The organism is Planosporangium flavigriseum (assembly GCF_011947225.1).
Lineage (GTDB): Bacteria > Actinomycetota > Actinomycetes > Mycobacteriales > Micromonosporaceae > Planosporangium > Planosporangium flavigriseum.
The window spans coordinates 495,046-514,201 of record NZ_JAATVW010000001.1 but is presented as its reverse complement, the minus strand read 5'-3'; the positions used below and the strand labels follow the sequence as shown (position 1 = coordinate 514,201).

Annotated in this window: 14 protein-coding genes; 4 read left to right on the top strand and 10 right to left on the bottom strand. The window is 70.6% G+C overall.

Annotated features, from left to right (window positions below):
- Positions 1 to 35: 35 nt before the first annotated feature.
- Both HC028_RS02230 and glnA read right to left on the bottom strand, forming a co-directional pair.
- The gene (locus HC028_RS02230; RefSeq protein ID WP_373313842.1) at positions 36 to 2,633 is read right to left on the bottom strand and encodes a penicillin acylase family protein; all 2,598 of its coding nucleotides are present in this window, start codon (positions 2,631 to 2,633) and stop codon (positions 36 to 38) included.
- A gap of 170 nt (positions 2,634 to 2,803) precedes the next feature.
- Positions 2,804 to 4,231: a type I glutamate--ammonia ligase gene (gene glnA / locus HC028_RS02225; RefSeq protein ID WP_168071989.1), complete on the bottom strand. Its 1,428-nt coding sequence runs from the start codon at positions 4,229 to 4,231 to the stop codon at positions 2,804 to 2,806.
- 309 nt (positions 4,232 to 4,540) lie between these two features.
- Between glnA and HC028_RS02220 the strand changes: the two genes are divergently transcribed.
- The gene (locus tag HC028_RS02220) at positions 4,541 to 4,858 is read left to right on the top strand and encodes an RDD family protein (protein WP_168072293.1); all 318 of its coding nucleotides are present in this window, start codon (positions 4,541 to 4,543) and stop codon (positions 4,856 to 4,858) included.
- Between the two features lie 37 nt (positions 4,859 to 4,895).
- On the opposite strand, the gene HC028_RS02215 is transcribed toward HC028_RS02220, so the two are convergent.
- From HC028_RS02215 to lipB, 3 genes are all read right to left on the bottom strand, one after another.
- Positions 4,896 to 5,588, bottom strand: a complete 693-nt coding sequence (locus HC028_RS02215) for a DUF4191 domain-containing protein (RefSeq protein ID WP_168071988.1) — start codon at positions 5,586 to 5,588, stop codon at positions 4,896 to 4,898.
- Positions 5,589 to 5,714: 126 nt separating this feature from the next.
- A complete protein-coding gene (lipA, locus tag HC028_RS02210; protein ID WP_239075344.1) occupies positions 5,715 to 6,623 on the bottom strand; it encodes a lipoyl synthase in 909 nt (302 codons plus the stop codon).
- Between the two features lie 142 nt (positions 6,624 to 6,765).
- Entirely contained in the window at positions 6,766 to 7,407 is a 642-nt protein-coding gene (lipB, locus tag HC028_RS02205) for a lipoyl(octanoyl) transferase LipB (RefSeq protein ID WP_373313841.1), read from the bottom strand.
- Between the two features lie 142 nt (positions 7,408 to 7,549).
- Between lipB and HC028_RS02200 the strand changes: the two genes are divergently transcribed.
- Positions 7,550 to 9,718, top strand: a complete 2,169-nt coding sequence (locus tag HC028_RS02200; protein WP_168071986.1) for an MMPL family transporter — start codon at positions 7,550 to 7,552, stop codon at positions 9,716 to 9,718.
- Here the strand turns inward: HC028_RS02200 and HC028_RS02195 are convergent.
- The 4 genes from HC028_RS02195 to lpdA form a co-directional block, all read right to left on the bottom strand.
- On the bottom strand, positions 9,715 to 11,436 hold the full coding sequence (locus HC028_RS02195) for a DUF6311 domain-containing protein (protein ID WP_205860976.1): 1,722 nt from the start codon (positions 11,434 to 11,436) through the stop codon (positions 9,715 to 9,717). The genes HC028_RS02200 and HC028_RS02195 overlap by 4 nt on opposite strands.
- Positions 11,437 to 11,591: 155 nt before the next feature.
- Positions 11,592 to 12,488: a TIGR01777 family oxidoreductase gene (locus HC028_RS02190; RefSeq protein WP_168071985.1), complete on the bottom strand. Its 897-nt coding sequence runs from the start codon at positions 12,486 to 12,488 to the stop codon at positions 11,592 to 11,594.
- Positions 12,489 to 12,560: 72 nt separating this feature from the next.
- Positions 12,561 to 14,327, bottom strand: a complete 1,767-nt coding sequence (sucB, locus tag HC028_RS02185; RefSeq protein ID WP_168071984.1) for a 2-oxoglutarate dehydrogenase, E2 component, dihydrolipoamide succinyltransferase — start codon at positions 14,325 to 14,327, stop codon at positions 12,561 to 12,563.
- A gap of 78 nt (positions 14,328 to 14,405) precedes the next feature.
- Positions 14,406 to 15,788: a dihydrolipoyl dehydrogenase gene (gene lpdA, locus HC028_RS02180; RefSeq protein ID WP_168071983.1), complete on the bottom strand. Its 1,383-nt coding sequence runs from the start codon at positions 15,786 to 15,788 to the stop codon at positions 14,406 to 14,408.
- Between the two features lie 183 nt (positions 15,789 to 15,971).
- Here lpdA and HC028_RS27255 point away from each other — a divergent pair, with 183 nt between their 5' ends.
- Entirely contained in the window at positions 15,972 to 16,295 is a 324-nt protein-coding gene (locus HC028_RS27255) for a hypothetical protein (RefSeq protein WP_168071982.1), read from the top strand.
- Between the two features lie 105 nt (positions 16,296 to 16,400).
- Here HC028_RS27255 and HC028_RS02170 read toward each other — a convergent pair whose 3' ends face one another.
- Complete coding sequence (locus tag HC028_RS02170; RefSeq protein WP_203981172.1) at positions 16,401 to 17,954, bottom strand: leucyl aminopeptidase; 1,554 nt, start codon at positions 17,952 to 17,954, stop codon at positions 16,401 to 16,403.
- A gap of 104 nt (positions 17,955 to 18,058) precedes the next feature.
- Between HC028_RS02170 and gcvT the strand changes: the two genes are divergently transcribed.
- Entirely contained in the window at positions 18,059 to 19,153 is a 1,095-nt protein-coding gene (gcvT, locus tag HC028_RS02165; RefSeq protein WP_168071981.1) for a glycine cleavage system aminomethyltransferase GcvT, read from the top strand.
- Positions 19,154 to 19,156: the final 3 nt, after the last annotated feature.

Sequence of the window (19,156 nt, the reverse complement as noted above, 5' to 3'; positions counted from 1 at the left end):
CTCTGACCCGGAAAAGTCTTCAGGATCATCGGTGTTCAGGGGCGCAGGGTCAGCGTGTGCTTCGCCTCGCGCTCGATGCTCGCGCGCTGCCAGCGCATCGGCAGCGTCCCGCCGGTACGCCACAGCTCGAACTGGTCGTCGTAGTGGGTGCTGAACGCGTGCCCCGACTGCCCCATCAGCTGCACCCAGCGGGATTCGTCCAGGTTGGACAGGTCGACGACCATCCGCATCGACGGCACCCAGTCGACCTCGTACCCCTCGCGGGCGTCCCAGCCGGTCGCGTTGACGATCGAACCGCCACCCGACGCCGCGGCCGGACCGACGTTGAACAGCCACTCGACCGGCGCGATCCCCGACGTGCCGAAGGACTGGTTGCGGACCGTGATCTGATGCAGCGCACCCCAGCGCCACCCGCTCGGATCGTCGCCGAGCCGGCCGGCCAGCTCATCACTCGCGTCGCGCATCGCGCTCGCGACGACCTCGTCCCGGGTCGTCGGCTTTCCGCCGGTCTTCCACCACGGCGACGCCGGATCAGTGATCAGCGTGCGGACCACCTCGAACCAGCGGTCCTCACCGTCGGGCCGGCGATCGGCCGGCAGTTCGTCGAAGAGCCGCGCCAACAGATTCCGCCAGACCGCGTTGTAGTACGCCGCGGCCGCCGAACTCCGGGCCTGCGCGCTGCCCGGCGTGCCGTCCGCGGGCTGCTGGAAGTCCCAGCCGCGCAGTAGGGCCCGTGCCTTCGCCGTCGCACCGGTCACCTTCGCGTCCAACAGCAGCGGTACGAGCGTGGGCGCCATCCCGTTGCGGCTGTCGACCTGCATGCGGGCGACGTCGGCGACGCTGATCTTCCCGGCGGCCGAGTCGAGCATCTCCTTGATGCGCTCGGCCCGGTACCCGTACGTCCAGTCGTTGGTCAGGAAGTGCGGGTACGACGGCCCGATGACGGCCTGGTTGGCGGTCACCACGTAGCCGGCCGCCGGGTTGTAGGCGCTGGGGAGTTCGTCGAACGGGAGGAAGCTCTTCCAGTCGTAGGACGAGTCCCAGCCGGGTGCGGGCCAGCGGCCGTCGCCCTTGCCGCGCACCGGGATCCGGCCCGGCGCCTGGTACCCGATGTTGCCGTCCACGTCGGCGTAGATCAGATTCTGCGCCGGCACCTCGAACTGCGCCGCCGCCTTCCGGAAGTCCGACCAGTTGCGGGCCGCGTTGAGCGTGAAGATCGCCTCCGCGGTGCGGCCCGGATCCAGCGCCGTCCAGCGCAGCGCGACGGCGTAACCGGGGCTCTGCTTCGTCGCTGTGTCGGACCGCGCACCCGAACCGGTGACCGGCGCTGCGGCGCCGATGCCGCGCAGTTCGGCGGAGGCGTCGGACAGCAGCGGGCCGTCCTTGCCCGTACGGATGGTGACCGTCACCGGCTTGCCGCCGGCCACCTTGATCGTTTCCTGGCGCTTGTCCAGGTCGCGCCATTGGCCGTCGACGAGGTACCGGTCACCGTCGACCTTCTCCAGGTACAGATCGGTGACGTCGGGGCCGAGGTTGGTGAAGCCCCACGCGACGCGGTCATTGTGGCCGATGACCACGCCGGGCAGGCCGGAGAAGCTGAATCCCTCGACGTTCAGGCCGCAGTCGCAGTGCAGCCCGATCTGGAACCAGATGGCGGGCATGCTGGGGCCGAGGTGCGGGTCGTTGGCGAGGATCGGCTTGCCGGTGGCGGTACGCGAGCCGGCGATCACCCAGGAGTTGGAGCCGATACCGGCGCCGTTCGTGCCGAGCAACGCCGGAAGGTTCTTGAGGTCGCGGCCGAGCGGCGTCAGCACGGCCGCGAGTGGGGCCTCGCTGAGCGCAGTGCCGCCGCCGGCGCCGGCGGCGGCACTGCTCGCCCCGGTCGCCGTGAACGTCCCGGCCGTGACGGACCCACCGGAGACGATCGGCGCGTTCCGGTCGAAGGGGTACGCCGGGTACAACTGCTCCACCTGCGTCCGGGAGAGCCCGGCACCGAGCAGCGCCGCCCGCTCGATCTCCTGGCCCATGTTGCCGCGTAGGTCCCACGCCATGGCCTTCAGCCAGGCCAGGCTGTCGATCGGGCTCCACTGTTCGATGCGGTACCCGCTGTTCTGCAGGCCCAGGACCGCGTACTCCAGGCTCGCCTGGCTGCCCTGGTGGTCGCGCAGCCAGGCGTTGACCCCGTCCGCGTACGCCGCGAGGTACCGGCGGGTGTCGGCCGACAGCAGGTTCCACTCCTGCTCCGCGACCCGTCGCCAGCCCATGGTGCGCAGGTAGCTGTCGGTCTGGACCTGGTCGGCACCGAACAGCTCGGCCAGCCGGCCGGCGGTGACGTGCCGGCGGAAGTCCATCTCCCAGAACCGCTCCTGCGCGTGGACGTAGCCCTGCGCGCGGTACAGGTCGTCGGCCGTGTGCGCGTACACCTGCGGGATGCCGTGGGCGTCGCGGTACACCGTGACCGGGCCGGACAGCCCGGTCAGCCGGGCCACGCCGTCGTACTGGGCAAAGGACCGGCGTACGGTCCACACGCCGACGCCGGCGAGCACCAGGGCGACGGCGAGCAGCCCGATCAGCGTCCCGACGAGTACGCGTAGCCAGCGGGGTCGTCGACGCGAAACATGTGCATCGTTCACATCGACGACTTTAGAGGTAAGGATGGTCGCGAGGTACCAGTCGTGGACCGCGCCCTATCCGCTGATGGACGAGCGAGTACCGGTACGCCCTGCTGCGCCGGGAGTGGCCCCGGCGCTGAAACGAAAAACCGGGCCCGCCGCGGTGGCGGGCCCGGTTTTCCAGGGTTGTCTCAGCAGTCGAAGTACATCGCGAACTCGTGCGGGGTCGGGCGCAGGCGCACCGGGTCCACCTCGTTCGTGCGCTTCCAGTCCACCCAGGTCGAGATCAGGTCGGACGTGAACACGCCGCCCTCGAGCAGGTAGTCGTGGTCGGCCTCGAGCCGGTCGAGCACCGCGTCGAGCGAGCCCGGCACCTGCTGCACGTTGGCGAACTCGTCCGGCGGCAGGTCGTACAGGTCCTTGTCGATCGGCTCCGGCGGCTCGATCTTGTTCTTGATGCCGTCCAGACCGGCCATCAGCATGGCCGAGAACGCCAGGTACGGGTTGGCCGACGGGTCCGGCACCCGGTACTCCACGCGCTTGGCCTTGGCGTTGGTCCCGGTCACCGGGATCCGGGTGCAGGCGGAGCGGTTGCGCTGCGAGTACACGAGGTTGACCGGCGCCTCGTAGCCGGGCACCAGCCGGCGGAACGAGTTGACCGACGGGTTGGTGAACGCCAGCAGCGACGGCGAGTGGTGCAGCAGGCCGCCGATGTACCAGCGAGCCATGTCCGACAGGCCGGCGTAGCCGGTCTCGTCGTAGAACAGCGGCTCGCCGCCCAGCCACAGGCTCTGGTGGGTGTGCATGCCGGAGCCGTTGTCACCGAACAGCGGCTTGGGCATGAACGTCACGGTCTTGCCGGCGGCCCAGGCCTCGTTCTTGATGATGTACTTGAACAGCTGCATCTGGTCCGCGGCCTGCAGCAGCGTCCCGAACCTGTAGTTGATCTCGCACTGGCCGCCGGTGCCGACCTCGTGGTGCGAGCGCTCGACGGTGAAGCCGGCGCCGATCAGCCGGCGGACCATCTGGTCGCGCAGGTCGGCGAGGTGGTCGACCGGCGGGACCGGGAAGTAGCCGCCCTTGAGGGCCGTCTTGTAACCGCGGTTGCCGCCCGGCTCCTCGCGTCCCGTGTTCCAGGAGCCCTCGATGGCGTCGATGTGGTAGAACGACTCGTTCACGGAGTTCGTCGCGTACCGGATCGAGTCGAAGACGTAGAACTCCGCCTCGGCACCGAAGTACGCCGTGTCGGCGATGCCGCTCGCGGCGAGGTACGCCTCGGCCTTCTTGGCGACGTTACGCGGGTCGCGGCTGTAGGCCTCGCGGGTGAACGGGTCGTGCACGAAGAAGTTCAGCGCGAGGGTCTTCTCGATCCGGAACGGGTCGATGAAGGCCGTGGTCACGTCGGGCAGGAGCATCATGTCCGACTCGTGGATCTCCTGGAATCCCCGGATCGACGAACCGTCGAAGGCCAGGCCCTCGGTGAAGATGCTGTCGTCGACCGACTCGACCGGCAGGTTGAAGTGCTGCATCACACCTGGCAGGTCGCAGAAGCGCACGTCGATGAAGCGGACGCTCTCATCCTTGAGATACCGCAGGAGTTCCTCGGAATTGGCGAACACACGTCCTCCAGACTCTTGTGTTTCTCGCGAAGCTAGTCGAGACGGTAGGGGGGCGGGATTGCTCTTGGATGTCTCGACTGTTTCCGTCATGTTTCCGCGTACGATCCGCGCTGTTGGCCACGTCACGTCTGCGGTTGTACGCGTCACGGCGGTGACGGGGTGCCGAGCGCGACCGCCGCCAGGGGCCGAATAGGGTGGTGCCCCGTGGCGGAACAGCAGAAACCGGAAGAGTCGGCGACCGTGACCGACAGTAACGCGCCTGTGGCGACTTGGCCCATTGCGGATCTCCGCCGCCGGTTCGGGGCGCTCATGATCGACTGGCTGTTGTGCCTGCTCGTCGCCCGGCTCCTGGGCCCGTTCCCGAACAACTGGGCGCCGTTCGTGCTGATCGTCGAGTACGCGTTCTTCATCGGCCTGTTCGGCCAGACGCCGGGCATGCGGCTGACGAAGGTTGCCGCCGTGTCCGTGACGGACGGGCGGCCCATCGGGATCCCACGTGCCTTCCTGCGCGGGGTGCTCCTGGCGGTGCTGGTGCCGGCGCTGATCATGGATCGTCAGCGGCGCGGCTGGCACGACCGGGCCGCCGGCTCGATCGTGATCGCGACGAAGCCGTCGGCCGCGGCCTGAATCCGGCTCGACACGGCCTCAGCCAGGAATATTTGGATCAGCGGCCCCGCATCGCCCGGAAGGCGCCCTTCGGCGGCCGCATGTTCTTGGGGACCTGGCCCTTGGGCATCTGCGGCCGGGCCTTCAGCGCCTTCAGCCGCTTGTCCAGGGCGTTGACGTCCTTGCCGTTGAGCGTGCGAGGCATTCGCATGAGGGTGTTGCGCAGCTTGGTCAGCGGCATCAGGCCCTCGTCGTCGCCGATGATGAAGTCACGCATCTCGGCGCTGCCGATCACCTTCGCCAGGCGCCGCTTCTCCTGGCCCAGCAGCTGACGCACCCGCTGCGGGTTGCCCTCGCCGATCAGGATGATGCCGGGGCGGCCGATCACCAGGTGCACCATGTCGAACTGGCCCGTGTACTGCACCGCCTGGGTCACCCGCCAGTCGCCGCGCATGTTCTCGATCAGGGCGGCGGCGGCGCCGGGCTGGCCCTCCATCTCGGTCATCATCGCCGCGTTGGAGCGCAGGTTGAGCACGATCATCACGGCGAGCACGGCGATGACGAAGCCGAGCGGGAGCCAGGTCCAGCCCGCGCCCAGGGCCACCGCGATACCGGCGACCGCGAGCGGCACGATCAGCGCGATCAGGACAAGAGGTACGAAAAGCTTGTCCCGTTTCGCGGTGAACGAGAACACCATGCCGATCTGCTTGAGCCGATCGCGGAACTTAACTTTCTGGGGGGCGGTGGCCATGGGCCTGAGTCTAGTGTGCCCGGTCACCGGGCCTTTCCCGGTGCCGCGTCACCGCCCGACCGCACGCCTGATCGCACGACTGATCGCGGAGACCTTTCCGTACGGAGGGCGGAAAAGTCTCCAGGATCATGAGAGGAAGGCGCTTCGAGCGTCGATCGCCTGCTGGTAGAGCCGCCCCGCGCGGTACGACGAGCGGACCAGCGGGCCGGACATGACGCCGGCGAAGCCGATCGACTCGGCCTCCTCGCGCAGCTCGACGAACTCCTCGGGCTTCACCCAGCGCTCCACCGGGTGGTGGCGGGGCGTCGGACGCAGGTACTGCGTGATCGTGATCAGCTCGCAGCCGGCCTCGTGCAGGTCCCGTAGCGCCTGCGACACCTCGTCGCGCTCCTCGCCCAGGCCGAGGATCAGGTTGGACTTGGTGACCAGCCCGGCCGCGCGGGCCTGCCGGATGACGTCGAGGGAGCGCTCGTAGCGGAACGCCGGCCGGATCCGCTTGAAGATCCGCGGTACGGTCTCGACGTTGTGCGCGAGTACCTCGGGCCCCGAGCCGAACACCTCGGCCAGCTGCTCCGGCTCGGCGTTGAAGTCGGGGACGAGCAACTCGACGCCGCACCCGGGCACGAGCCCGTGGATCTGGCGGACGGTCTCCGCGTACAGCCACGCGCCACCGTCGGGCAGGTCGTCACGCGCGACGCCGGTGATCGTGGCGTACCGCAGGCCCATGGTCTTGACCGACTCGGCCACCCGTCGGGGCTCGTCGGCGTCGAACTCGGCCGGCTTGCCGGTGTCGATCTGGCAGAAGTCGCAGCGGCGGGTGCACTGGTCACCGCCGATGAGGAAGGTCGCTTCGCGGTCTTCCCAGCATTCGTAGATGTTGGGGCAGCCGGCCTCCTGGCAGACCGTGTGCAGCCCCTCGCGGCTGACCAGCCCGCGCAGCTGGGTGTACTCCGGACCCATCTTGGCTTTGACCTTGATCCACGGCGGCTTGCGCTCGATGGGGGTCTCGGCGTTGCGGGCCTCGATGCGGAGCATCCGGCGGCCCTCGGGCTGGACAATCGTCACCCGGTCAGCGTACGCCGACGGGCACTCTCAACGACGGGAGCGCGACGAGCGTCACGAATTGACCGATCGCTTTGGAGCGCGGCCCCGGTACGACTGTGACCAAGGTGACGGCTCACGCCATGATCGTCGGCAGGTGCCTCTCGACGATGGGGAGCACCTCGGCGATCGTCACGTCGCGGCCCAGCTCGGCGGAGAGCGACGTGACGCCGGCGTCGCGGATGCCGCAGGGCACGAAGTTGTCGAACGCGCTCATGTCGCAGTCGCAGTTGATGGAGAAGCCGTGCATGGTCGCGCCGCGGGCGACCCGGATGCCGATCGCGGCGACCTTGCGGTCCGGGCCCCGGTCGTCGGCCGGCACCCAGACGCCGCTGCGGCCCTCGACCCGCGTCGTCTTCAGGCCCAGCTCGGTGCAGACGTCAATGATCATCTGCTCGACGCGGCGCACGTACGCCACGACGTCGACCGGGTCCGGCAGCTTGACGATCGGGTACCCGACGAGCTGGCCGGGGCCGTGCCAGGTGATCTTGCCGCCCCGGTCGACGTCGACGACCGGGGTGCCGTCCATCGGCCGGTCCCACGCCTCGGTGCGCTTGCCGGCGGTGTACACGCTCGGGTGCTCCAGCAGCAGCACCGTGTCCGGCTCGGTGCCCGCCACCACCGCGTCGTGCAGGCGGCGCTGCTCGTCCCAGGCGGTTACGTAGTCGATGAGGCCGGCATGCACCGTACGCACGGTGCCAAGGTTCGCACTGGTCACGTCGATGAGCGTAGCGCTCCCGGCTCGCTACTCGCGTGTATCCATGTGAGCCCCGGTGTCATCCGGGGTACCGGGTCGCCGGTACCCTCTCGGCAATCTGACAGTGCGTGCCACTTTGTGATCACGGGGAGGCGGAGCGGTCATGACGGTCGGCAATCAGGGTGGGACTCCGACGGCGGTGCGGCGACGGCTGCGCTGGCTGCTGCCGGCGCTCGGCATTATCGCGTTTTTGCTGGTCGGAGGCCCGCTCGGCAGCCTCGCCGGCAAGGTCGCCGAGGTGCAGAAGAACGACAGCGCCGAGTACCTGCCGGCCAGCTCCGAGGCCACGAAGGTGCAGGAGCTGGCGAAACGGTTCGTCGGCCGGGAGAGTCTGCCGGCGATCATCGTCTACAGCCGGCCGTCCGGCCTCACCCCCGCCGATCGGCAGAAGATCGCGGCCGATGTACGGGCGATCAGCGATCGCCTCGGCGACAAGCTGGCCGGGCCGCCGCTCGGGCCGATCCCGTCGGCCGACCGGCAGGCGTCCCAGGTCGTCGTGCAGTTCGCCGGCTCGGACCCGCAGAAGCTCAAGGCCGACATCAAATGGATCCGCGACCGGGCCGGCGACACCCCCGGGCTGCGCGGGCACGTCGGCGGACCGGCCGGCATCCTGGCCGACCTGATGAAGGTGTTCGACGCGATCAACGGCATGCTGCTGCTCGCCACGGCCGGAATCGTGCTCTTCATCCTCGTCGTGGTGTACCGCAGCCCGATCCTGCCGCTCGCGGTGCTCGGCGTCGTGGGCGTGTCCCTGGGCATGTCCAACGGACTGGTGTACCTGCTGGCAAAAAATGACATTCTGACCGTGTCGGGGCAGACGCAGGCGATCCTCGACGTCCTGGTCATCGGCGCCGGAACCGACTACGCGCTGCTGATGGTCTCCCGGTTCCGTGAGGAACTGCGCCGGCACTCCTCCCGCTACGACGCGATCCGCACGGCCTGGCGCGCCTCGGTCGAGCCGATCGTCGCGAGCGCAGCCACCGTCATCCTCGGCCTGCTGTGCATGCTCGTCTCCGACCTCAAGTCCAACCAGGGGCTGGGCCCGGTCGCCGCGATCGGCATCGCCTGCGCCCTGGTCTGCATGCTCTTCCTGCTGCCGGCCGTCCTCGCACTGTGCGGACGGGTCGCGTTCTGGCCGTTCCTGCCGCGCTTCGGCTCCCGCCCGGTCGAGGAGCACGGCGTCTGGGCGCGGATCGCCCGGCTGGTCGGCGCGCGCCCCCGCCTCGTGTGGGTGGCGACGGCGCTGATCCTCGGCCTCTTCGCAGTCGGCCTGTTCCGGCTGGAGACCAACGGCATCCCGCAGACCGAGCAGTTCATCGGCAACCCCGACTCCAAGGTGGCCCAGACCGACATCGGCCGGCACTTCCCCGCCGGGGCCGGCAGCCCCGCCATCGTGGTCGCGCGCGCCGACAAGCTGCCGGAGGTGGTGAGCGCGGCGCAGGGCGTACCGGGCGTGGCGCAGGCGGTCCCGTACGCCCCGGTTCCCCCGCCGGCGGCGACCCCGCCGATCGCCACCCCGCTGCCGAAGATCGTGGACGGACTGGTCCGGGTCGACGTCACCCTGGCCGTACCCGCGGACTCGCCGCAGGCAGACGACGTCATCCGGGCGCTGCGGGCGAAACTGCACGCGCTGCCCGGCGCGGACGCGCAGGTCGGCGGGTTCACTGCGATCAACCTGGACGTGCAGACCACGGCGCAGCGCGACCGGAAGGTGATCATCCCGCTCGTCCTGGCGGTGGTGTTCGTCGTGCTCATGCTGCTGCTGCGGGCCGTCGTCGCCCCGCTGCTGCTGATCGTGACGGTGATCCTGTCGTTCTTCGCCACGCTCGGCGTCTCCGGCGTCGTGTTCCGCGACCTGTGGGGCTTCGCCGGGGCGGACTCGTCGTTCCCGCTGTTCGCGTTCGTGTTCCTGGTCGCGCTCGGGGTGGACTACAACATCTTCCTGATGACCCGGGTACGCGAGGAGGTCGGCCGGCGCGGCCACCGCACCGGCACGCTCGCCGGCCTGTCCGTGACCGGTGGCGTCATCACCTCGGCGGGCGTGGTGCTCGCGGCGACGTTCGCGGCGCTGTCGGTACTGCCCCTCGTGTTCGTCGCCGAGATCGCGTTCACCGTGGCGTTCGGCGTGCTGCTCGACACCCTGGTGGTGCGGTCCCTGCTGGTGCCGGCGCTCACGGTCGACGCCGGCCGGGTGGTCTGGTGGCCCGGAAAGCTGCGCCGGCAGGCGGACCCGGAGGGCGCCGGGGAGCGGCAACCCGAACTGGTGCCTTAGCGGACCTGCCAGAGCCAGACGTCGTCCACCCGGGTCGGCTCGCCGAACAGCTCGGTCAGTAGCTCCAGGAGCAGGCCGTGCCGGCGGTTCCAACGGTTGCCGTACCCGCCGTCGGGCAGCACGATCACGTTGCCGCCCCAGTACTGCAGGTCGGAACGCGCCTCGGCCTGCATGACCGGGCTGATCGCCAACGGCCGGTCACCCCTCAGCGCGGCCTCCGACAGCATCGTCTGCATCCACCGCGGCGGCGGCCCGATGCGGCCCCGGCCGTTCGAGTCCGGCCCGAGGAAGAAGCCGGCCGGGACGCGGAACGTCTCGCCGTCGCCGCCCGCCAGCACCGCCGCCTGCCAGCGCTGACCGTCGGGGAGCCAGTCTGACGGCAGCGGCGCCGGGATCAGCGTCTCGCCCGGCCGCACGTACTCCCGCCAGTGCCCGGAGCTGATGAAGTGCGGCACCGGTGACCGGTCCATGGTCAGCAGCGGCGCCGGCACGACCGGCAGGAGGCCCATCGCTACCGCGGCGGCGACCAGGCGGCGGTGCTTGAGCCGCGGCAGCCGGTCGAGGCTCAGGGCGAGCAGCACGCCGGCGATCGCGGTGACGATGAGCGCGAACCGTCCGGGGAGCGCCGAGTCGAACAGCGGCGCATGCTGCAGCAGCTTGTACGGCAGCGGGACGCCGGTGCGGTGGTGATTGAACTTGAGCACCGGGCCCAGCGACAGCACCGCGAACAGCAGCGCGCTGGCGACGAGGGCCCGGGCCAGGGCGCGCCGGGCGGCGCCACGGGTCAGGCGCAGCGCCAGCACGGCCGCCCCGATCAGCAGCAACAGCCCGGGTACGCCGAAGAAGCTGTTCTCCTCGGTCGGGTTGGGGGCCAGCCGCCCGGCCAGCCCGAGCACCCCGGCGAGCGACCGGCGCGGGAACGCCCCGTACGCCATCAGGTCCTCGCTGTGGGTGACCTGGTTGAACCCGGTCCCGTGGTAGCTGCCGGGGCCGGCGAACATCATCCAGATCGGGTACGCCAGGAGCACGCCCGCGGTGACCGCCGTGGTGGCGAGCCCCTTGGCGAAGGCGACGATGTGCTCACGCGGCTCGCGGTAGCCGGCGACCAGCAGGAAGCCCAGCAGTACGCCGCAGGCCAGCGCGGCGAAGAACAGCGTCTCCGCGCCCAGCGAGAACTGCACCGCGACCAGCACACCGAGGATCAACCCGTTGCGTACGGCGCGTCCGGGCCGGCGCAGTTCCAGCACGCGCCAGATGATCAGCGGTACGAGGTACCCCGAGGCGAAGTTGACGTGCGCGTTGGCGTGCGAGACGAGCCCCGGCGCGAAGCCGCAGAACAGCCCGCCGACGATCGCGGCGGCCGGGGTGCGCACGAGCTTGCGCGACAGCAGCAGGTACCACGCGACCGGGGTGGCGGCGACGCCGAACGTCAGCGCGACGGTGAACGTGACCGACGGGCCCAACAGCAGCGTCACCGGGGCGAGCACCCACCCCAGTACGGTCACCGCGGTGTTGACGGCGAGGTTGACGCCGCCGGGCGCGTTGAGCAGGTCGGTCCAGAGCGGGTTGTGGCCGCCCCGCAGCGTGTCCGCCGCGTAGGCGAGCAGCCACTCGAAGAGCGCCTGGTCGCTGGCGTTGATGGTGATGGCCCGGCGGTCGGGGTGGACCCACAGACCGCCAAGGAGCCAGGCGGCGCCGACCAAAGCCAGCGCCACCATGAGCGCGTCGGCGCGTCGGCGGCTACGTCGATCAGCTACCGGCTTGTCGCGGGTCCCCGCCTGTGCGGTGCCGTCGATCGTCCCGGCGCTCTGCTGCGTCACTGACACTCGGGGCAGCGTATCAACGCTTCCCGTGCGAGCCGTGGTTGCGCCCGTCAATCGGCATGGTCGACCGCCCAACGCAGCGCGGACGTCACGTCGCGGTACCGGAAGTCGAAGCCGGCCTTCGTCAGTACGCCGGGGAGTACCCGTTGACTCGCGAGGGCCTCGTCGGCGAACTCGCCGAGCGCGACCCGCAGCGCGAGGGGCGGTACGGGTACGAGCGCCGGCCGGCGCAGTTGGCGGGCCAGCGCGCGGGTGAACGCGGCGTTGGTCACCGGATTCGGGCCGGTGAGGTTGACCGGCCCGGCCACCTCTGGCCGGTTCAGGAGGAACCGCACCGCGGCCAGCCAGTCCGGCAGCGAGATCCACGGCAGGTACTGGTCGCCGCTGCCCAGCTTGCCGCCGGCGCCCAGCCGGAAGATCGGCACGAGCGGCTTCAGGAGGCCGCCGTCGCTGTCGAGGGGCAGTCCGGTACGCAGATGCACCACCCGTACGCCGGCGGCCTCCGCCGGGGCTGTGGCGGCCTCCCAGTCGCGGCAGAGGTCGGCCAGGAAACCCGTGCCGGCCGGGGCCCGCTCGTCGATCGCCCGGTCGCCGGTGTCGCCGTAGAACCCGACGGCCGAGGAGTTGAGGAGGGCCGTCGAGCCGCCGGTGGCGGCGATGGCCCGGGCGAGGGTCGCCGTGGTGTCGATCCGGCTGTCGTGCAGTTCACGCTTGTACGCCGGGGTCCAGCGCTTGCCGCCGACGTTCGCGCCGGCGAGGTTGACGACGACGTCGGCTTCGGTGATCGCGGCTTCGTCGACGCGCCCCCGACCGGGGTCCCAGCGCGTCTCGTCGCCGGCCCGCGGTTCACGGCGTACCAGCCGGCGGACCTTGTGGCCGTCCTCGTGCAGGAAACGGACCAGCCGGCTGCCGAGGAACCCGGAAGAACCCGCGATGAGGATCCGCATGACGTCTCCTCTCAGTTCATGGAAAGGGTCCGGGCACCATAGGTGCCCGGACCCTCCGTGATCATGCTGGCGTCACGCCAGGCCGAGCTCCGACTCGAAGTTGCCGCCCTCGAGCCGCTCCTTGATCGTCGTCAGGAACCGGGCCGCGTCGGCGCCGTCGACCTGACGGTGGTCGTAGGAGAGCGCCAGGTAGACCATCGAGCGCGGCACGATGACCTCGCCCAGCTCCGGGTCGGTGACGACGACGGCCCGCTTGACGACGGAGCCGGTGCCGAGGATGCCGACCTGCGGCTGGTTGATGATCGGCGTGTCGAACAGCGCGCCCCGGCTGCCGGTGTTGGTCAGCGTGAACGTGCCTGCGGACAGGTCGTCCGGGGTGAGCTTGTTGGTACGGGCGCGTTCGGCCAGGTCGGCGATGCGCTTGGCCAGCCCGGCCAGGTTGAGGTCACCGGCGTCGTGGATCACCGGAACCATCAGGCCCTTCTCGGTGTCCACCGCGATGCCCAGGTGCTCGCCGTCGTGGTACGTGACGGTGCCCGCCTCCAGGTCGATCGAGGCGTTCACGTTGGGGTGGACCCGCAGTGCCTCGACCGCCGCGAGCGCGAAGAACGGAAGGAACGACAGCTTCACGCCGTGCGTCTGCTCGAACTGCGCCTTCGCCTGCTGGCGCAGCTTGGCGATCCGGGTGACGTCGACCTCGACGACGGTCGTGAGCTGGGCGGAGATCTGCAGCGACTCGACCATCCGCTGCGCCGTGATCTTCCGGATCCGGGTCAGCTTCTCGGTGCGGCCACGCAGCGGGCTCGGCTGCGGCTTCACGTACGGGGCCGACGGCGCCGCGGTCCGAGCCGGTGCCGCCGCCGGAGCGGGCTTGGCCGCCGCCCGCTGGCGCTCGGCGGCGTCGAGCACGTCCTGCTTGCGGATGCGCCCGCCGACACCGGTGCCGGTCAGGCTCGACAGGTCCACGCCGTGCTCGCTGGCGAGGCGGCGGACCAGCGGGGTCACGTACCCAGCGAAGTCGTCGACCGCCTGCGCGGTGCCGGCCTGCGGGCCGGTCCCGTTGCCGCTCGCCTGGGCGGGCGCCGCCGCGGGGGCCGCCGCCGCTGCCGGGGCCGGCTGCTGGGCCGGCTGCTGGGCCGGAGCGGTCTGCTGCGCCGGGGCAGCCTGCGCGCCACCGGCCGCGCCGATGACCGCCAGTTCGGCACCGACCGCCACGGTCTCGTCCTCGGGCACCTTGATCTCGAGCAGCGTGCCGCTCGCCGGCGCCGGGATCTCCGTGTCGACCTTGTCGGTCGAGACCTCCAGCAGCGGCTCGTCCGCCTCGACGGTGTCGCCGACGGACTTGAGCCAGCGGGTGACGGTGCCCTCGGTGACCGACTCGCCGAGCGCCGGCATGGTCACGGAGGTCGTCGGCCCGCCGGCTGCGCCGTTGGGCGACTGCCCACCGCTGGCCTGCGGCTGGCTCGCTGCGGCGCGGCTCGCGTCGGGGGCCGGCGCCTCGGGCTCCGACTCCTCGGCCGCGGTCGTGGTCGGCTGGACCGGCTCGGGCCGCGTCTCGGCCTGTCCGGTGCCGGCCGGCGCGCTGTCGCCGACCGACTCGCCGTCGCCGGCGATGATCGCCAGCTCGCTACCGACCTCGGCGGTCTCGTCCTCGCGGACCACGATCCGAGCGAGAACGCCGGCCGCGGGGGCGGGGATCTCGGTGTCCACCTTGTCGGTGGAGACCTCGAGCAGGGGCTCGTCGGCCTCCACCCGGTCACCCTCCTGCTTCAACCAGCGGGTAATGGTGCCCTCGGTGACGCTTTCGCCGAGCCGCGGCATGGTGACCGATACCGGCATTTCACAAACTCCTCATGTGTAGCTGGTGTCGCCAGCTTTTCACGTCGTCAATAGCTACTGGGTGGTAAGGGTTCTTGATCACCCGTGGACGTGCAGCGGCTTGCCCGCGAGCGCCAGGTGGGCCTCGCCGAGCGCCTCGCTCTGGCTCGGGTGCGAGTGGATGAGCTGGGCGACCTCCGCGGGGAACGCCTCCCAGTTGTAGATCAGCTGCGCCTCGCCGATCAGCTCGCTCACCCGGCTGCCGACCAGGTGCAGGCCGACGACCGGCCCCTCGGGGGCCCGGACGAGCTTCACGAAGCCCGCGGTCTTGAGGATCTGGCTCTTGCCGTTGCCGGCCAGGTCGTAGGTGACCGTCTCCACCTTGTCGCCGTACTTCTCGCGCGCCTTGGCCTCGCTCAGGCCCATCGACGCGACCTCCGGCTCGGTGTAGGTCACCCGCGGGATGCCGCTCTCGTCGATGACCGGCGGGTTCTGGCCCGCGATCTCCTCGGCGACGAAGATGCCCTGCTGGAAGCCGCGGTGGGCCAGCTGGAGACCGGGGACGATGTCGCCCACGGCGTACACGTTCGGCAGGTTGGTGCGCAGGCGCTCGTCGGTGAGCACGAAGCCGCGGTCCATCCGGACGCCCTGCTCCTCGTACCCGATGTTGGCCGTGACCGGCCCGCGGCCGACGGCGACCAGCAGCAGCTCGGCCTCGATCGTCTCGCCGCCCTGGATCGTGACCTTGATGCCGGAATCGGTCTTCTCGACCTTCTCGAACGGCTTGCCGACCTTGAAGGCGATGCCGCGCTTGCGGAAGGCCCGCTCCAGCGCCTTCGAGCTCTGCTCGTCCTCGGCCGCGACGAGCCGGGGCAGCGCCTCGACGATCGTGACGTCGACGCCGAAGGACTTCCATGCGCTCGCGAACTCGCAGCCGATCACTCCGCCGCCCAGGATCACGGCCGAGGCGGGCACGTGGTCGAGCGTCAGGGCGTGCTCGGAGGTGATGACCCGCTCGCCGTCGATCTCCAGCCCCGGAAGGGACTTCGAGTACGAGCCGGTGGCGAGGACGATGTTGCGGCCGACGTAGCGCTGGCCGTTGACCTCGACGGCGTTGGGCGCGACCAGCCGGCCCGCGCCCTCCACGTACGTGATCTTGCGGGACTTGATCAGCCCCTGCAGGCCCTTGTAGAGCCGGCTGATGACGCCGTCCTTGTAGGAGTTGACGGCCTTCATGTCGATGCCGTTGAACGTGGCCTGCACGCCGAACTGCTCCGCCTCGCGGGTGGCGTCGGCGACCTCACCCGCGTGCAGCAGAGCCTTGGTGGGGATGCAGCCGCGGTGCAGGCAGGTACCGCCGACCTTGTCCTTCTCGATGAGCACGACGGACAGGTCGAGCTCCGCGGCGCGCAGCGCGGTGGCGTAACCACCGCTGCCGCCCCCGAGGATTACTACGTCGTAACCGGCGTTCGGGTCGCTCACGTGTTGTCTCCCTGGCGGTGCACGGCCGGTCACGGGCGGCCGGCGCTATTCATAATCCTCGGACATCTTGTCACTGTCTGAAGGGATCTGGGGAATGAGGTGCCCTACGACACGCTGATCCGGCGTACCCTTTGCGCACACTCGGCCTGACGCGGAGCGCGCCAAACGGGGAGGGGATGGTCGGTGGCATTATTTCGCCGGCGCCGGAAGGCGGGCGTCGCCGGTTCGGCGGCGGCCAGCAAAGCTGACCTCGAGCATCTGGAGCAGTTCGTGCGCAGCCGGCGCGGTGTCGAAGCGCTGATCGAGCCGCGCACGACGGTCACGGAAACGACCGTCATCCTCATCGCCCATGACGGTGAGTGGACCCGTCGGCGCATCGGCAGTCCGGACGAGGCGCGCCGGTTCGGTTTCCGGCTGGGAATTCCCGTATACGACGTCGCGTTGGTCGGATACCCGCAACGTATGCGCGATTACAACGCGCGACGTAAGCGGGCCGAAGCCGGCTGATTTATCCCTTTCGTTCTTGAGAATTGCGTCGCCAATGCCTGCGGTTGAGTGCGCTACCCAATGGGTTCGGCCGTTTCGTAGCGCACTCGCCACCGGCGTGACAGCTCAGCCGTTCGCGGCCACGTCCTCGATCAGCGCGGTCAGCGTCCGCACCGGCACCCCGGTGCCGCCCTTCGTCCAGTACCCGAACGGCTCACCCGAGTGGTACGCGGGACCGGCGATGTCCAGGTGCGCCCACGGCAGGCCGGACGGGACGAACTCGGACAGGAACGCGCCACCCTGCAGCATGTGACCGGCACGGTCCATCCCGGCGTTGACCTGCGAGATGTCGGCCACCTCGGACTCCATGCCCTTACGCACGTCGTCCGGGATCGGCATCGGCCACGCGGGCTCGCCGACCTCGTCGCCGATCTTCTTGAGCCGGTCCATGAACGCGGCGTCGCCCATGAGGCCGGCGACGCGCTTGCCCAGGGCCACCACCTGACCGCCGGTGAGCGTCGACGTCTCGACCAGGTAGTCGGGGTTGTCCTCGCCGGCGCGCACGATCGCGTCAGCCAGCACCATCCGGCCCTCGGCGTCGGTGTTGAGCACCTCGACGTGCTTGCCGCCGTACATGCGCACCACGTCACCGGGGCGGTACGCCGATCCGGACGGCATGTTCTCCGCGAGGGCCGCGTACCCGGTCACGGCCACGTTCGGCGTGAGCGCCGCGATGGCGAGCATGGTGGCGGCCACTGCGGCGGCGCCGGCCATGTCCGACTTCATCTCCCACATGCCCTGCGCCGGCTTGATGGACACGCCACCGCTGTCGAACGTGATCCCCTTGCCGACGAGCGCGACGTGCCGCGCCGGCGAGCCCTCCGGCCGGTACGACAGGCGGACCAGCCGCGGCGGGGCCTCCGAGCCCTGGCCGACGGCGAGGATGCCGCCGTACCCGGCCTCCTTGAGCGCCGTCTCGTCGAGCACCTCGACCTGAAGGCCGGCCTTGGTAGCCGCCTCGGCGATCGCGTCCGCGAAGTCCGGCGGCCGCAGGTCGTTCGGGGCGCAGTTGACCCAGTCGCGGGCCCGGCAGACCGCCGACGTCACCGCCACGACCCGGGCCAGCTCGACCGTCATCGTCTCGTCACCGGCGTCGGGTACGTGCACGCTCACCGCGTCCACCGGATCGCGCCGGCCGGGCGCCGGCTTCGTCTTGTACGCGGCGAACCGGTAGCTGCCCAGCAGCGCGCCCTCGGCGATCGCCCGCAGCGCGTGGACGGCGTCGGCGCCGCCCGGGTCGTCGGAGAGCGGGAGGCTCAGCGCCACGTTGGTGGCGCCGGCAAGAGCCCGTACGGCCGAACCGGCGGCCCGGCGCAGGATCTCCGCCGCCGGTGCCGCGCCGGTCGGCTCAGGGCCGAGCCCGACCGCTACGACCAGGGGCGCCGTCACCGCACCCAGGCTGGCCAGCTTCGTGACCTCACCGGGCGCGCCGGCTGCGCCGAGCAGGGACAGCGTCTCGCTGAGGCGGCCGTCGAACGCGGCGGTGATGCTCTCCGCCCCGGATGCGAGGAGCAGTGGCGGCTGGCCGGCCACGGGTTCGGCGACGCTGTGCACGCCGATGACGACCGCGTCGACGCGCAGCTCAGCAGGATCGGTGTCCACCAGGTTGAGCGAGGTCACAGGTTCTCCGTCCGCTGGGATAAAGCACGTTAGGCGCCGATGCTAGGCGACGATCACGGGCGGCGGGGACGAACCCCCAGGTCCGACGCGATAGGTTGCCACCCATGAGCGAAGCCTTGCTGCGTCCGGTGCTCTACCCACGTCACGCCGAGCTAGGCGCGAAGTTCGCCGCCTTTGGCGGCTGGGAGATGCCGCTTGAGTACGCGGGCGGCGGTGTGCTCAAGGAGCACACGGCGGTCCGCGAGGGCGTCGGGGTGTTCGACGTGTCCCACCTCGGCAAGGCGACGGTGCGCGGGCCGGGCGCGGCCGGCTTCGTCAACGCGTGCCTCACCGGCGACCTGGGCCGGATCGAGCCCGGTCAGGCGCAGTACACGCTGTGCTGCGACGACGCCACCGGCGGGGTGGTCGACGACCTGATCGCCTACCTCAACGCCGACGACGACGTGTTCCTGATCCCGAACGCGGCCAACACCGCCGAGGTCGTCCGCCGGCTGGCCGAGGCCGCGCCGCCGGGGGTCGAGGTCACCAACCGGCACGCCGACTACGCGGTCCTCGCGGTGCAGGGCCCCCGCTCGGCCGACGTGCTGACCGCGATGGGGCTGCCGACCGACCACCCGTACATGAGCTTCGCGGTCTCCGGCGACGTCATCGTCTGCCGCACCGGCTACACCGGCGAGCACGGGTACGAGCTGGTGGCCCCGGTCGACCAGGCCACCGAGCTGTGGGACGCGATCATGGCCGCCGGTCAGGAGCACGGCATCCGCGCCTGTGGGCTGGCCGCCCGGGACACGCTGCGCACCGAGATGGGTTACCCGCTGCACGGCCAGGACCTGTCGCTGGAGATCACGCCGGTGCAGGCCCGTGCCGGCTGGGCGGTCGGCTGGGCCAAGCCCCGGTTCTGGGGCCGCGAGGCGCTGCTGGCCGAGAAAGAGGCCGGCCCGCGCCGGGTGCTGTGGGGGCTGGAATCACTCGATCGGGGCATCCCCCGCGCCCACATGGCGGTGCTCCGCGGCGACGAGACCGTCGGCGAGATCACCAGCGGTACCTTCTCGCCCACGCGCCGGGTCGGTATCGCCCTCGCCCTCCTCGACACGGCCGCCGGGCTCGGTGCGGGCAGCGAGGTCGAGGTCGACGTGCGTGGCCGGAGCTCGCGGATGAAGGTCGTCAAGCCGCCGTTCGTGCGGCCCGGCGTCCGTTAGTCC

Excerpts from the sequence above, each read along its gene's own strand:
- HC028_RS02220 (WP_168072293.1), top strand. The coding sequence starts at position 4,541 with ATGATCGACTGGCTGTTGTGCCTGCTCGTCGCCCGGCTCCTGGGCCCG.
- HC028_RS02215 (WP_168071988.1), bottom strand. The coding sequence starts at position 5,588 with ATGGCCACCGCCCCCCAGAAAGTTAAGTTCCGCGATCGGCTCAAGCAG.
- lipA (WP_239075344.1), bottom strand. The coding sequence starts at position 6,623 with ATGCTCCGCATCGAGGCCCGCAACGCCGAGACCCCCATCGAGCGCAAG.
- HC028_RS02200 (WP_168071986.1), top strand. The coding sequence starts at position 7,550 with ATGACGGTCGGCAATCAGGGTGGGACTCCGACGGCGGTGCGGCGACGG.
- HC028_RS02195 (WP_205860976.1), bottom strand. The coding sequence starts at position 11,436 with ATGGTGGCGCTGGCTTTGGTCGGCGCCGCCTGGCTCCTTGGCGGTCTG.
- HC028_RS02190 (WP_168071985.1), bottom strand. The coding sequence starts at position 12,488 with ATGCGGATCCTCATCGCGGGTTCTTCCGGGTTCCTCGGCAGCCGGCTG.
- sucB (WP_168071984.1), bottom strand. The coding sequence starts at position 14,327 with ATGCCGGTATCGGTCACCATGCCGCGGCTCGGCGAAAGCGTCACCGAG.
- gcvT (WP_168071981.1), top strand. The coding sequence starts at position 18,059 with ATGAGCGAAGCCTTGCTGCGTCCGGTGCTCTACCCACGTCACGCCGAG.